At 50.7% G+C, this 14,381-nt stretch carries 16 protein-coding genes; 2 read left to right on the top strand and 14 right to left on the bottom strand.

Annotated features, from left to right (window positions below; translation table 11 throughout):
* Positions 1 to 197: 197 nt before the first annotated feature.
* Together NSP04_RS02120 and NSP04_RS02115 are read left to right on the top strand one after the other, a co-directional pair.
* Positions 198 to 680, top strand: a complete 483-nt coding sequence (locus NSP04_RS02120; protein WP_257510694.1) for a MarR family winged helix-turn-helix transcriptional regulator — start codon at positions 198 to 200, stop codon at positions 678 to 680.
* Positions 681 to 826: 146 nt separating this feature from the next.
* Complete coding sequence (locus NSP04_RS02115; protein WP_257510693.1) at positions 827 to 988, top strand: hypothetical protein; 162 nt, start codon at positions 827 to 829, stop codon at positions 986 to 988.
* Here the strand turns inward: NSP04_RS02115 and NSP04_RS02110 are convergent.
* The 14 genes from NSP04_RS02110 to NSP04_RS02045 form a co-directional block, all read right to left on the bottom strand.
* Entirely contained in the window at positions 985 to 2,019 is a 1,035-nt protein-coding gene (locus NSP04_RS02110) for a GGDEF domain-containing protein (RefSeq protein ID WP_257510692.1), read from the bottom strand. The genes NSP04_RS02115 and NSP04_RS02110 overlap by 4 nt on opposite strands.
* A gap of 217 nt (positions 2,020 to 2,236) precedes the next feature.
* Positions 2,237 to 2,758 carry a chemotaxis protein CheW gene (locus NSP04_RS02105; protein ID WP_257510691.1) on the bottom strand — a complete coding sequence of 174 codons (522 nt, stop codon included), beginning with the start codon at positions 2,756 to 2,758 and terminating at the stop codon, positions 2,237 to 2,239.
* A gap of 14 nt (positions 2,759 to 2,772) precedes the next feature.
* Entirely contained in the window at positions 2,773 to 4,974 is a 2,202-nt protein-coding gene (locus tag NSP04_RS02100; RefSeq protein ID WP_257510690.1) for a methyl-accepting chemotaxis protein, read from the bottom strand.
* A gap of 19 nt (positions 4,975 to 4,993) precedes the next feature.
* The gene (locus NSP04_RS02095) at positions 4,994 to 7,159 is read right to left on the bottom strand and encodes a chemotaxis protein CheA (RefSeq protein WP_257510689.1); all 2,166 of its coding nucleotides are present in this window, start codon (positions 7,157 to 7,159) and stop codon (positions 4,994 to 4,996) included.
* Between the two features lie 3 nt (positions 7,160 to 7,162).
* On the bottom strand, positions 7,163 to 7,507 hold the full coding sequence (locus NSP04_RS02090; RefSeq protein WP_257510688.1) for an STAS domain-containing protein: 345 nt from the start codon (positions 7,505 to 7,507) through the stop codon (positions 7,163 to 7,165).
* Positions 7,508 to 7,538: 31 nt separating this feature from the next.
* A complete protein-coding gene (locus tag NSP04_RS02085) occupies positions 7,539 to 7,904 on the bottom strand; it encodes a response regulator (protein WP_008252462.1) in 366 nt (121 codons plus the stop codon).
* 23 nt (positions 7,905 to 7,927) lie between these two features.
* Positions 7,928 to 9,121, bottom strand: coding sequence for a methyl-accepting chemotaxis protein (locus NSP04_RS02080; protein WP_257510687.1), 1,194 nt, complete (start codon positions 9,119 to 9,121; stop codon positions 7,928 to 7,930).
* Positions 9,105 to 9,293, bottom strand: a complete 189-nt coding sequence (locus tag NSP04_RS02075; RefSeq protein WP_257510686.1) for a hypothetical protein — start codon at positions 9,291 to 9,293, stop codon at positions 9,105 to 9,107. Before NSP04_RS02075 ends, NSP04_RS02080 begins: the two co-directional genes overlap by 17 nt.
* 224 nt (positions 9,294 to 9,517) lie before the next feature.
* Positions 9,518 to 9,811, bottom strand: coding sequence for a hypothetical protein (locus tag NSP04_RS02070; protein WP_257510685.1), 294 nt, complete (start codon positions 9,809 to 9,811; stop codon positions 9,518 to 9,520).
* Positions 9,812 to 9,835: 24 nt separating this feature from the next.
* Positions 9,836 to 10,822, bottom strand: coding sequence for an alpha/beta fold hydrolase (locus tag NSP04_RS02065; RefSeq protein WP_257510684.1), 987 nt, complete (start codon positions 10,820 to 10,822; stop codon positions 9,836 to 9,838).
* 169 nt (positions 10,823 to 10,991) lie between these two features.
* On the bottom strand, positions 10,992 to 11,690 hold the full coding sequence (locus NSP04_RS02060; RefSeq protein WP_257510683.1) for a DUF3299 domain-containing protein: 699 nt from the start codon (positions 11,688 to 11,690) through the stop codon (positions 10,992 to 10,994).
* 28 nt (positions 11,691 to 11,718) lie between these two features.
* A complete protein-coding gene (locus NSP04_RS02055; protein WP_257510682.1) occupies positions 11,719 to 13,017 on the bottom strand; it encodes an ABC transporter permease in 1,299 nt (432 codons plus the stop codon).
* Positions 13,014 to 13,697 (bottom strand): ABC transporter ATP-binding protein, encoded by a 684-nt coding sequence (locus NSP04_RS02050; RefSeq protein ID WP_257510681.1) that lies wholly within the window; start codon positions 13,695 to 13,697, stop codon positions 13,014 to 13,016. The genes NSP04_RS02055 and NSP04_RS02050 overlap by 4 nt, the downstream gene beginning before the upstream one ends.
* On the bottom strand, positions 13,694 to 14,311 hold the full coding sequence (locus NSP04_RS02045; protein WP_257510680.1) for a DUF2796 domain-containing protein: 618 nt from the start codon (positions 14,309 to 14,311) through the stop codon (positions 13,694 to 13,696). Before NSP04_RS02045 ends, NSP04_RS02050 begins: the two co-directional genes overlap by 4 nt.
* Between the last annotated feature and the right edge of the window lie 70 nt (positions 14,312 to 14,381).

The raw sequence follows: 14,381 nt of genomic DNA, 5'->3' as shown, positions 1-14,381 counted from the left end.
AAACAAAGAATTTTTATGAAAGAACCCGACAATAATAGTTTACTTTATGAACTAATGCAAATTTAGACTATTTACCCCACCACCAGCACTCCCACGCTACATTTGGGGAGATTGCTCTAAGCGCAGATTTTTACGACTTCTACAGCCTGTTAATCACTACAATTCACAATATTGAATCAGTTTATAAATTGGCCAGCATGGACAGCACCCTACAAAATTCCCTTGTTTCGCTACGACGAATTATTCGTGCCACAGAATCTGGTGCCCGGGAGCTGGCCAAAAAAGCCGATATGGCGACCTCGGAATTACTCACCTTGCAGGCAGTTGCAGACAATCCGGGAATTTCGCCTGGTGAACTGGCCAAATCAATGAGCCTTTCCCCTGTAACTTCCACGGTTATCTTGCAGAAGCTGGAAAGCCGCGGCTTGATTGAAAAAATTCGCAGCACCGTCGACAAGCGCAGGCTTGAGGTGGTGCTGACAGACAAAGGCAAACATGAGGTGAATGACGCACCATCGAGCCTGCAAACCAGGTTCTCGGATCGGTTCAATCAATTGCAAAGCTGGGAACAACATCTGATTGCCTCGGTGTTGGGTCGCGTCACCATGCTGCTGGGTGCCGAGTCGCTGGACGCTGCCCCTATTTTGGACGTGGGCGAACTGGACAAACCAGTCAAATAAGAATTGACATATTGTTATTTTTTTTCAATAATTGCAGCCAATTTACAACATTTACTACTTTCTAGGTTTGACTGCATCCCATGTTTGATTTAAGCGCTTTTTTTAGACGGAACAGCAAGGTTTTGTGGCTAGTCATTGCTGCATTCATGGCAATTTTCGTTTCAATACAGCTCAGCAAAAGCCTTGCATCCGTTGATTCGAATTACGGTGAAATCGCGGAATGCAGTTACATCCATCAGGCAGCAGATTTACAAACCCCCCTTAGCAAGCAGGAACCCGTGGGTAAATACTGCGCCAAACGCAGCTAAATCTGCTCGACCAATACCCTGTTCTTGCCCGAATTTTTTGCCCGGTACATAAGTTCGTCAGCTTTCGAAAGCAATTGCTCCAGGCTGACTACCTCAGAATGTTTGACCAGCAGCACCCCGACACTGGCCGACACGGGTAAATTCGGACAGGTGTAGTGAATGGCCTCCGCAATCGCTGAACGAATCCGCTCACCCAGACTTTCAGCGAACTCTTCCCTCACCTGTCCAAAACTCAACACCACAAACTCGTCACCTGACATTCGATAAACTTTGTCTTCAGCCCGTAACCTGATAGAAAGCTTGGCACAAACACGCTTCAACAATTTGTCGCCTGTCGCATGTCCCATTGTGTCGTTGACCATCTTGAAATTGTCCAGATCCAGAAAAGACATCACAAACGGCTCCTTGGTATTCAAGACACGCCACAGGGCTGCCTCTAACGCTTTTCGATTCAAACTTTTGGTCAGGGGGTCGGTCAAGTTCTCTTGACGCAAAGATCTTGAACTGGCCTGAATTTTGACGCTGACCCCATAAAACTGGATGGGCAACACCAACAATAGAAACAAGTTGGCGTAAACCAAGGTGGTTTGGGTTTGCCAAAAAGGGTTGGAAACCGCCAGTAACAGCACAATCAACATACCCAAACCAATGTGGCAAGCCAGCATGCAAGGGCCATAGCGTATGCCGCGAACCAGTGCCACCACGGCCAACAGTGGAGACGCCAAGGCCAAATATTCGCCGGCAATTGCCAACCCAAGGCCAATGAAAGGCATGTCCATCAAGAAACTTGGCAATTCGATTTTTATCCAGTGAGGCGACTGATCCGAAATAAGCCAGGACTGGAGCATGGCAAACAAAAAATAAACACCCAGCGCGATCATTAGGTACATCAAACTGGTGTTGCCAGTGATTGCATTGGCTGGGGAGAAAAAGAAAACCGTGAGAAATGAAAGACCAGTAAACGCCATGCGCTGACGCGCGCGTGAGGCGCTGTCGGACATATCCAGTGCAATCTTTAAGGTTCGAATCATGGTTATCGCTACAAGGTGGGCCAGCATGGATCAGATTTGCCACGAACCAAGGATGACAAATATCCCCCAGTGGGTGTGAGTGTGCCATCTAGGTGGCAATCTTGTGTGCTGGGGTTCCAGCCTGATCATTGTGGGGGATGGGCGATTCTTCAGGTTCAACTCAAAAATAAAAAGGGCCCGCACCGTGCGAGCCCTTTTAACAACGACTTCATGCGAATTAAGCCACCGCAGCAGCCGCTTCTTCCAGGTCAGTAGGAATGTCGAAATCAAGCAGGCGTTCAACATTCAACACCAACACGAATTCTTCATCCACCTTGCCAATGCCGCGCAAAAAGTCGGTTCGAACTCCAGCACCAAACTGCGGTGGTGGTGCGATGAATTCGGCGCCAATGTCGACCACTGCATTCACCGCGTCGACCATGAAGCCGACCACCTGCGTTTCTTCACCCATTTGTGATTCAAGAATCACAATGCAGGTGCGGCGATTAATAATGGTTTTGCCCTGCCCAAACCGGGCACTCAAATCCACCACAGGCACCACTGAACCACGCAGGTTAATTACGCCGCTAATGCACTGCTGCATCATGGGCACCACTGTAATTCGACCAAACTCGATGATCTCTTTGATTCGGAGAATTTCCACCGCCAGCTTTTGATCATGCACCTGAAAAGTCAGGTACTGATGGCTGGCGCTGTCACTCTCCATGGCCTTGGCCAATTGCTCATTGACATTGCTCATGGTGAGTGCCCCTTTTAGAATTCATCAAAGCTGTCGAAACCGTCGACACTGCCCTTGCTGCTGGTTTTCATTGCAGCTGGCTTGCGTTCGGTGTGGCTTGCGCCCCGTGAATTTGTCGTCCGACCTGAACCCGTGTCGAAGAAACTCATGGCGCTGTTCAGCATGCTGGCCTGCCCGCTCATTTCCTCTGCCGTGGCAGCCAACTCTTCAGACGCTGCCGCATTCTGTTGGGTTTGCTGGTTCAGGTTCATCATGGCCTGGTTAATTTGCGCCACACCGTTGGTTTGCTCGTTCGATGCAGCCGTAATTTCTTGAACCAGATCAGACGTGCGGTTAATCGCTGGGACCATTTCCTGCAACAGGCTTCCTGCACGTTCTGCCTGCTTCACACTGCTGCTGGCCAAATCACCAATTTCCTGTGCGGCCACCTGGCTGCGTTCTGCCAGTTTGCGTACTTCGGCTGCCACTACAGCAAAGCCTTTGCCGTGTTCACCAGCGCGTGCTGCCTCAATTGCAGCGTTCAAGGCCAACAGGTTGGTTTGGTAAGCAATGTCGTCGACGATGCCAATTTTGTCGGCAATCGCTTTCATGGCATTCACAGTTTCACTCACTGCGCGGCCACCCTCTTTCGCTTCTTCAGCTGCTTTGGTGGCAATTTGATCAGTCACACGGCTGTTTTCGCTGTTCTGCTTGATCGAACCTGCCATTTCTTCAATGCTGGCTGACACTTCTTCAACACCGGCAGCCTGGCTGCTTGCACCTTGAGAAAGGCTTTGCGAAGTTTTCGAAATTTCGCGGGCAGCGTTGGTCAGCGAACTGGCGTTGCCGCGCACTTCCTGAATTACATCGCTTAGGCGATCAATCGTGGTGTTCACATCGTCTTTTACTTCACCAAACAAGCCCTTGTAGTCGGCTGTGATTTTCTGAGTCATGTTGCCACTGGCCAGCAGCTTCAGCACGCGGCCCACGTCTTCCAAACCAACCGATGTGGTGGTCAACAAACCATTTACGTTTTGTGCCAGGATTTTCAGGAAACCGTCTTTGTCATCTTCACGAATACGATCGCTGAAATCGCCATCTGAAGCTCGACCTACAATTCCGGAAATTTCATTTTCAATAGCAACTTCGGCTGTGCGGTCACTCCACTCCACCACCGTACCCAAGCGCTCGCCTTCCTCGTTGATCACAGGCGATGCAATCAGGCGGAAACTCAGATCGCCCACTTTAATTCCCGTTCTCAAAGGCGAATTCAACGCAGACAACATGCCGCGCTGGTGCGCAGGGTTTTTGTGGAAAACATCAATATTTGCACCAATTAATTTACGCACGTTGAAGTTGGGCAGACTCTTGCGAATCATGTCCTCGTTGCGCGTCATCATGGTGTTCAGCGAGTTGTTCAAATAAGTGATGTGATTCTGGTTGTCTGCAATCATCACGTTGGTGGTCACAGAATCGAGCGCAATGCGAATTGCCAGGTTTTCAAGTGCTGTCTTGCGCTCTTTCTCTGCGCGCTCTTCTTCGCGCTTGGCCATGGCCACTTCGCCTGTGCGGTCTTTCCATTCAACCACAGTACCCACGCGGATGCCTGACGCATCAAACACCGGTGTCACCAACAGGTTGAAATGGCGCTCGCCAATCGTCAGGTTGGTACTGTATGAATCGCGCAGACGGGCCAACATGCCACGCTGGTGACTCGGCACTTTGTGGAAGCTGTCAATATTCGCACCCAAAATTTTTCGGGCATCAAATTGCGGCAAATCTTTCTTGATGTCGGTTTCTGCTTCAACCAGCATTTTCGACAGCGAGTTGTTCACGTACACAATGTTGTAATCCGCGTCAGCAATCATCACGTTTGTGGCCACGCTTTCCAGTGCTTGAACCTGACGTTGCGCAAACATGGTCTCTGCTTCCAATTTCTTCATGGCGTCGCGAATCACCGTGGGCAACTCATCCGCTGTACCTTTCAATGTTTCTTTTTTCCACAACTGGTGAATGCTGCGCACTGCAGTCTCTTCAATCTTGCGTGAACGCTCATTCACATTGGCGATCATCTCGTTGATCTTGGTGACCACTGACAACACATCACCACTCAGGTCTTTTGTAGGCAACGCCTGCAAAGGCTTTTCCAGGTTGGTTTTCAAGCTGGAAATTTCCACTTCCAGGCTGTCTGCAACTGTGGCCAACTGACCGCTCTTTAAAAAATCAAATGCACCCATTTCGTTTTCCTTTGTAAAATTACGCGTTGGCCTGCTCAAGGCTTTGGCTTGGAACTGCCGGTTGTTCAATGGCATGCCGGCTGTATTCCAGCTCCGCCGTTTTGGTTGTAATACTGCTGACTTCAGTGATTAATTTTGGTACGTCGATAATCAAGGCCACATCGCCGTTGCCCATGATGGTGGCCCCGCTGATTGCTCTGTTTTGTTCAAACAAATTGCCCAGTGGCTTGATCACTGTTTGTGATTCGCCGTGTAATTGATCGGCCACAATGCCGGCTTTAACACCGCCAAAACTGACCACAATAATGTTTTCGCGCTTGGGGCGTTTTGCCCCTGGGTGAAATACTTTGCGCAACCGCACGCAGGGCAAAAACTCGCCGCGCAGGTCGTAATGAATGTCCATTCGATCGTCAGAACCCAAGGCGTCAGCCTGCAATTCCAGGCATTCCCGCACATAAGAAAGCGGAATAACATACACCGAGCCGCCCACACCGATCATGAAACCATCAATAATGGCGAGGGTCAGCGGCAGTCGAATTTCGAATGTGCAACCTTGCCCTGGGCGTGAACGCACCTGAACTGAACCACGCAAGGCTTCTATGTTTCGCTTCACCACATCCATACCAACACCGCGACCGGAAATGTCGGTCACTTTGTCTGCGGTCGAAAAGCCAGGCGCAAAAATCAGCATGTTGACTTCAGCATCAGTCAGCATTTGTTCGGCCGTGATGATGCCTTTTTCGATCGCCTTCTTTAAAATTTTGTCACGGGCCAGGCCGCGGCCATCGTCGTTCACTTCGATCACAATGTGCCCACTGTCGTGGTAAGCATTCAATTGCAGCTTGCCTGTACCTGACTTGCCCGCGGCAATTCGCTCTTCCGGTGTTTCCAGACCATGATCAAGCGCGTTGCGAACCAGGTGCATTAGCGGGTCGCCAATTTTTTCAACCACTGACTTGTCCAGTTCAGTGTCTTCACCGGAAATTTCAAGTTGAATTTGTTTGCCCAATCCCATTGCGGTGTCGCGCACCACACGCTGAAAGCGCTGAAAGGTTTCACCAATTTGAACCATGCGCAAACCCAAGGCACCATCTCGAATTTCTTCAATCAAACCGGCGACTGCACTGGTTGATTCCAGCATGGCTGTGTGGTTCAAATGTTTGGCTTGTTCAACAGTGCCTGCGTTGGCAATGACAAGCTCGCCCACCAAGTTGATGAGTGCGTCCAGTTTGTCAGAAGGCACCCGAATGAAGGAACTGACCGGTGTGGCCTTGCCTGCAGCTTTTGCTTTTGCTGCTGCAACAACCATGCCGCCGGTTGCCTCATGCACCTCGGGTACAAACACCTCGACTGGGCGTGGGAAGCCTGCTTCCTTCAAAAGTTCGGTGGCGCGCGCAATGCCCTCGGGCAATGCTGCAACCAATCCATCCCATTGCTCGGGCGTGCAGTCGTGGGGAAGAATTCGCACCTTGCTTTCTTCGGTCAAAAACTCAAATGCGTCTTCAATACCCGCCTGGCCTTTGTCGGTTAAGAAGCGAAGCTCAAAACCCAGGTAGCAGGCTTCTGAATCCAGCTCTGCAAAACTGGGCAATGCATCCAGCACCGGAATAACCGCCTGCAATTCACCGTAACTGTCCATGTAAGAAAATATCGGCGCTGGGTCGAATCCGTCGCACAACGTGCTACGGCCCAGGCGCACAGACACATGCCAGGTTTGTAAGGCACTGTTTACTGCAGTTGCATCTACAGGCGCTGCGGCTTGCGGCGCATCTTCTTGCAGCAGATAGGCTTTCAAACGGGCAGTAAGGCCCGCTTGCCCAGTGGCCATTTCGGGGCTGACGTGCTCCGCGCTACCACCCGCTTCAATGCAGTCGACCAGTTCAGAAATATGATCGCGACATTCCAGCACCAGCGTGCTCATGTTGGCGTCGAATGCAATTTCAGAATTGCGCACACGGTCCAGCACGGTTTCAAGGTTGTGCACAAAGTGGGTAATGACCATCAAGCCAAACACACCCGCGCTGCCCTTGATGGTGTGCGCGGCACGGAAAGCGGCATTCAATACTTCGTGATCGTTCGGGTTTTGCTCCAGCTGCAGCACATAGCTTTCCACTTCGGCCAGCAGTTGCCGGGCCTCAGTGAAAAATATGCCGCGCGAAGCGTCCAGGTCCAGTTCAAAGGCCATGCCTTAATTCTCCAAAAAACCAGCGTTGATCCAGGACTGCACGCCCAAACGCGCAGCCTTCATGGCCACCACTTCAGAAGGTTTGGTCCAATGCACACGAAGGTTTACCGCGGGGTCGTTTTGAATGGTCACCAGCAACTGCATGCCGGCTGTGTCCACTTCCTGGCAATTGCTCAAATCCAGCACCACGGAAATTCCGGCGCTCAGCGATTGTCGAATCACTTCCACCAAAGCTGCACAATCTGCAATGGTTAAAGTTTCCAAAGCCACTTGGGTGTGTTTGCTGGAAGCGATGCTGTTTTCCATTTCGCTTTCCAGGTCTTCCTGCAGTATCAATTCGCTGTGCATGTGCTTTCTCCGATGTGGCCTTTGATGTGGCTTAAGCCACCAATTTATTCACTGCTGCAATCATTTGCTCAGGCTTGAATGGCTTGACCATCCAGGCTTTCAGGCCAGCCGCCTGCCCTTCACTTTTCAATTTGTCGTCCGATTCAGTGGTCAGCATGATGATGGGTACGAACTTGTAAGCTGCCATCTTTTTCACTTCGCGCACGAAGGTCAGCCCGTCCATATTCGGCATGTTCAAGTCGCTGACAATCAGGTTGATTTTTCGACCATCGAGTTTGGTCAACGCGTCTTTGCCATCACAACCCTCGACCACATCAAAGCCCTGACTTTTCAAAGTCATCGACACCACTTGGCGCAAGGAAGTTGAATCGTCCACAATCAATACGGTTTTGCTCATACAAATTCTCTCGTGTTCAAATATTAGAAAAAAGTCAATTCATCGGTTGCACTGGCTGCTTTCGCTGCTGCCGCACCTTTACTTGGGCTTGCATGGTTCACCCGCTCTTCGGCCATGGTGTATTTGCTTTCCAGTTCATGCATTAGCGCCGCCACATTCAAATCTTGAAGGCCAAGGCTTAACTGACCTTTCATCTGGTTCAAGCTGTCCTGCACATGACCAAGAATTTGCGAGACCCGATCCTGAAACTGGAAATGAACAACAGCATTGTTCAAGCTCGACGACACCTGATTGGTGTTTGCAATGATTTGTTCGCTGGCTTGATGAAGGGGCACGGTAACCTGCTCGAACTGCTCAACCACACCGCTCAATGTGTCACTGGCTTGGCTCAGCACTTTCTCGTCGCTGCTTTCCATACGCGCAGCCCCATCGCCAGCACGTTTTGCGGCCGTGGCAATCAGTTGTACGCGTTCACGAATTTTTACGCCGGTTTCTGCAGACAGCATCGAGAGCTTTCGCACTTCATCCGCTACGATTGAAAAGCCCCGGCCTTCTTCACCTGCACGCGCTGCTTCAATGGCTGCATTCAATGCAAGAAGGTTTGTACGCGCGGCCAGGTTTTCTACCGAGGCTGCCATTTTTGCCAATTCTTCGGTGGAGGAGATAAAGCCCTTCACCTCTTGCATGATGGTGGCCTTTTCAGAAAAGGAATGTCGAATGTTGCTCAACATGCCATTCAGGCTTTCCGCAACATGTTCGGCCAAACCGCTGCCAGCCGATGCGTTGCCCAACACGTTGGCAGCATTGGATGCAACAGTGACAGTGTCATTCAATTTGCTGTGAATTTCAGAAAAGGCTTCTGCCAAATTCACGATGCCCATTTCCATTTGGGAATTGGCCGTACCCAACTGATTATTCAGTGTAGGCACCCATGTACTCGCCAATTGCTCAAGTTGTGCTTCTTCACTGTGATTTGAAGTCAATTCTGCAACTTCGGTTTCCAGGGCTTCAATACGCTTTTGAAAGGCATCAATCTTGTGTTGCTTGAATTGATTCAATGCAACACAACCCAACCCCATAACAAGCAAACCCGAGGCCAGCGTCCATACACTGCTGCTCAACCATGTTGCGCCCAACAGCAGTGCAACTGCACAGACACCCAAAGCAATCGGCCACACCAGGGCCACATTCAACATGTTTTTATTGTGTTTGTTCATGTACAGAAATTCCTATCAACTGTTTGACCGGGCACACTGCGTCTTCTTTTTCAACGGAGGAATGTTCCAGCGCTTCAAACCAACCATGGGCCAATGCACTGCAAACAATCAAATAGGCCGATGCAGCCCAACGATGGAGAACTCGAAGAATTTCAATCATGATGCTGCGCATAAAGTCCTCCAGTGGACTATTTTGTTAAACGCAGTGAACTTGTATATTTCACGCTTGAATAAATTCTGCGGGAATACCCCTGCCCTTAATGGGGAGAAAAGAAATGGAAAAGGGGGCCAATATTGGGTTAATGCCTCCGGGGGAATGCAAAAAAAGGTGAAATGTGTGAAGAAATGTAAAAAACCCGCTTCAGGAGCGGGTTTCAAGGCATTTTTGTTAAAGAATTATTTCGAGGTTTCAGGTTTTAAAGTCATGCCCAGCGGCCCTTTAATCGTGCCGTCGTCATTCAAATCGTAGATCGTGGTTTCACCATCATCGGTAATTTTTACTTTTTTGTCTTCCACCTCATAGGCAGCTTCACGGGTTATACCCATGGTGGAAACATACACGGTGCCATTGCCTTGAAATTCATACTTCTGCAAACCCAGATCATCTTTGTAAACACCATCCAGGTTTTGTCCGCAAGCAACCAGTAACCCCGTCAAACCCAACACCACACAAGTTCGAAAAATATTCATGCTTGTCTATTCCCCTTTCGAATATCAAACCGACCAAAAATCTTGCAGGGCCTTGGCCGTGCGGATCGGAATTTCAACCATAGGCAGGTGCCCTACAGCATCAAAAAGTAACACATCGGCATGTGGAATAATGGCTTGATAAGTGTATGCGCCCGTGTAATGCACAAGCCGGTCTTCTTTGCCCCACATGATTAGTGTCGGCGCCTTGGTGGCCGACATACCGGGACCATTCGGGTTGGGTGCATTTACAAACATTTGATGAAACAAGTGGCGGTTAACATGGCGTCGGTTAATCAAGTCTTGGGCCATCACAGGCGCAAGCGCAAGCGCAATGGCGCGGTTGTGAATCGCCAAGCTCATCAGGGTGTGGGCACCCGCAAGGCTTTCCACAATCATCGGGTTGCGACCTTCTTTCAAACCCGCCTCGAATACAGTGTGGTCAGTGCCTTTGCCTCCAGCCGGATTCATCAGGCACAAGGTTTGAATCAAATCATCATGCCGACCAGCCAGCAGGGCCGATACAAGCCCGCCCACTGAATTGCCAACCACATGGGCTTTGCCAGGCACGTGGGTTTGCATCCATGCAGCCACACGGGCCACCTGATCGTCCAGCCCATAAGGCACGTTTGCGTTGAACTGGCTTTCACCCCAACCTGGCAGATCCAGCACAAAAAGACGGTGTTGTTTTAACAGAAAAGGCACCAGCGAAAGCCAGTTTTCCTTGTTGGATGCAAAACCGTGCAGCAACACCACCGGTGTTCCTTCGGGGTTGCCACCCTCCAGCCAAACCAGTTCATGGTCCAGCACGTTGGCGTGGTGGCGCCTCAATCCAGACAGACCAGCATGCAATTTGTTGATCAAGGAGACTGCACTGCGATTTTTCCACTGGCGAATTTTCAAACCATGTGGTGGCCGCGCCAAACTAAGGTATTTCGGTGCCACATCATCCAGAAATGCAAGCTCGAGATGGTGCATTCCAGCGAATTGTTCGCCAGTGCTTACATTGCCCATGAATAAAACCTCCGGTGGAAGACGGGTGCCTCAATGGCACACTATTCTTATCAAACGTTTGTTTGTTTTTTAGACTGTAACATCGGCTGATGTAAAGGTAAGGACATGGTGCATCCCTGTCAACGATAAAAATAGAGGGGTTTTTACTAATTCTTTGGCAAAGGCGTGTTCAATCCTCGTAGGGCTGAATGCCGGTGGCCGTTAACAGGTAAGCAGCATCGCCCAACTCTTCGCTGCTGAACTTGGTGGCAGTCAGTTCACCCCACACCCAATACGCCTGCATTGCGCCCACTGCTGGCTGGGGTTCGCTTAACTTCACATGGATGATTTGGTTAGCGGGTGGCGGTGGGGTGTGTATGCAGGCACCAAAGTATGGCACCAACAGCAATTCGTCCACGCCCTTTTCGCTTTGCTCAATCGGAATGGCAAAGCCAGGGATACGAACTTTCTTGCCTGTGTATTCGGGATTCACGGGGGCGTCGTTCCAGGCTTTTCGCATTGTGTCCAGCGCCTCTTGTGCACGGGGATCATTGTCTTGAAGCTCAGCAATATTCAAACCTCTAAAGGCGGCCATGGGGTCCCAATCAGCTGGCATCAAGTTGTCCCACTGAAGTTCAGGAAAGGCGGGGTCAAATTCAAGGGCCTTTTTCGACTCGCTACTGGATGAACCACCCGACAAACGGTCGCCGACGGCATATTCACCATTGGCCGAAACATCTGTTGACAGTTGTGCCAGTGTTTGTTCAAGTTGCGTTGCGCCCTTGGCTTGCTCTGCAGGGCTGTCAAGAAACCACGCAGCCAAACCGTAGCCCAATGCAGTCATCACCACAACGGCCACGGTTAATCCAATCAACTTGCTAATCTTCATTGCACTGCTTCCGTTGTTACAGGGTTATTTAGTTCAGTTTTGGGTTCAAACCATCTTGTAGTTGGTTGCGGTAGGCCTGCATGGCTGGGATTACACCCAACACGCTGCCAAACGCAGCAAATGCCAACACCGCCAACAAGCCTGTGTTCAATTCATACATGGACACCAATTGCAATCCAAATTGTGACTGAACCCAGGGTGTCAGCAATCCACTGACCAAGCCTAACACCACCAGCCCCAGGGCAACACCCACCCACATCACCAAGGCACTTTCAAGACAAAGCAAACCAAACACGGTTCTTGGGCCAGCCCCGGTTGAGCGCAACACCGCCAGTTCACGGCGTCGCTGCGCCAAAGTAACCAGCATGACACTGGTCAAGCCCAGTGCACTCACCACCGCCACCAATGCGGCCACAAACAGGAGCACCCGCTCAACCAGACCCACGGTTTGCCACAGTGTACTTAATGCCACACCGGGTAAAATCGCACTGAGCGCGGCATTGGGACGATTTTCCAGTTCACGCTGAAGTCGAAACACGCCAGCCCGGTTGTTCAAGCCAACCAGCACCGCAGTCACCGACTTGGGCTTCAAGTTGAATTTGGTGACCAATTCAGCTGGAATGTCTGCCCCTGGCACGGGTACTCCTGCGGCCCAATCCACGTGTATGGCCTCCATGCCTGCAAGGCTAATGTGCACACTCTGATCCACCGGGGTGCCCGTGGGCTTCAGTACCCCCACCACGGTAAACGGCTTGTCGGCGTGGCTGGGCTCGTTTTGCTGAATTTGCATGCCATGGCTCAAAGCAATTTTATCGCCCACAGAATGCGCCAATTGCTTGGCGACTTCGGAACCCAATACGGCTTCAAACAGCACGCTGGCTGGTTTGCCGACCGAGTAATCTTCGAATACCCGACCTTGCCCAAGTTGCAGATTTTGCCTTGCGCCATACAAAAACTGATCGAAATAGGCCGCTTTGGTGCCCACCACAGCGAAGCCTCGATAAGAATCGCCCAAGGCAATCGGGAGGGCTGATTTCACGCGCGGGTCTTGCTCCAGGCGCTCGAACTCGGCGTACGGCACATTCCGCGTGGCCTGACCAATTCTGAATACGCTGTACAACAACAATGACACCGGGCTGGTTTGTGCGCCGACGATCAAGTCAGTACCCGCCACAGCATTAGAAAAACTGGCCTTGGCACTTTGTCGCGCCAAATCAATGCCCATGAGCAGGCATGTGGACGTAATTACACTAAGCAACAAAAGCAACAAGCTGCCTTTGCGGCTCCATGCACTTTTACTGGCCAGCAATACCAGGGTTTTAATCATGCTTGCCACTGTGCCATGTGTTCGCGCCGCGCACACTGTTCCGCCAAGCGGGGGTCGTGGCTTACCAACAGCACTGCAGTGTTTTGTTGAGCGGCTTGGTCCAGCAACAACTTCAAAAATTGCTGCTGATGACCTGCATCCAGGGCAGAAGTGGGCTCATCTGCAATAATCAAATCAGGCTTTCCAATCAGCGCTCGGGCGGCCGCCACGCGCTGCTGCTGCCCGACCGACAAAGTAGACACCGGCTGCTTCAGATAGCTACCCATGCCCAGCGACTCAAGCAATTGAATGGCCACCTGTTCTACAGTGTTTGCAGACAAAAGGGCATGGCTTTTTCGGCGTTTTGAAAATTTGCAGGGCAAGGTTACATTTTCCAGCACGCTTAAATAGCTCAGCAAATTAAATTGTTGAAACAAAAAACCGACGTGGTCAACCCGCAGGGCATCGCACTGGCTGGCGGAAAGTTCGCTCAGGTTTTTCCCCATCAAACTGACATGCCCCTTCTGTGGCAACAACACACCAGCCATCAGGTTTAGCAGTGTGCTTTTGCCGCTACCGCTGTCGCCTTCCAGAAACACCGTGTCGCCCACGTCAACATGGAATTGAGGAACACGCAATTCAAAGCCGGTTTTTGCGTACTTGAATGCAAGGTTCTCGCACTGAAGCACAGCTTTTGTCATTGAATCACCAGGATATTCTGCTTCGGTGTCAGGCTGGCACCAATCTGACCGCTGGGAAAAAGGGCCTGCACTTCAATTTTTTCAAAAGCAGGAAACTGCCTGAACAAACGCACCTCAATTTGTTTCAATGCGGCTGGCTTCTCACACTCAAATTCATACGCCACTCGAAGGTCGGAATGCCCGCTTTCACTGTCATGGTGCTGGTGGTCGTCTTGCGGACCATGTGAATGCGGATTAAGCACTTCCGAATAAATTTTGTGCGCGGTGCGTTTACACTGCGCAGCGTTTGAAAATAAAAACAAACCATTTGCTTTCAGCAAGGAAGTTACCCGTCTTGCCTTTACACGCTCGGCATCTGTTTTGGGCATGTGCTCAAATCCCAACACATTGTAAAGCGGCGTATTCAGGCTGATAAAAAGACCTTTACCGTCCTGCACCACCTCAAGTTCGCCTGCGCCATGGACATGGGCTGCATCGCTGTGACGACCCTTGGATTCAGAGTGTTCGTGCGCATGACCATCATTACCGTGGGCTGATGCGGAAACACTGAAAGTTGCAATCGTCGCAATTGCTACCAATTTGGTCACCCAAGATCGAACTGTGAAATTTGTCATGAACATCCCTTGCTTGTTACTTAACAACCTGCCTTGTAGACCCTTCCAGTAGAGCGGTGGTTCCCGCCCG

It is taken from the genome of Limnobacter parvus, assembly GCF_024623725.1.
Classification (GTDB): domain Bacteria; phylum Pseudomonadota; class Gammaproteobacteria; order Burkholderiales; family Burkholderiaceae_B; genus Limnobacter; species Limnobacter parvus.
This window is presented reverse-complemented; position numbering and strand designations above follow the sequence as displayed.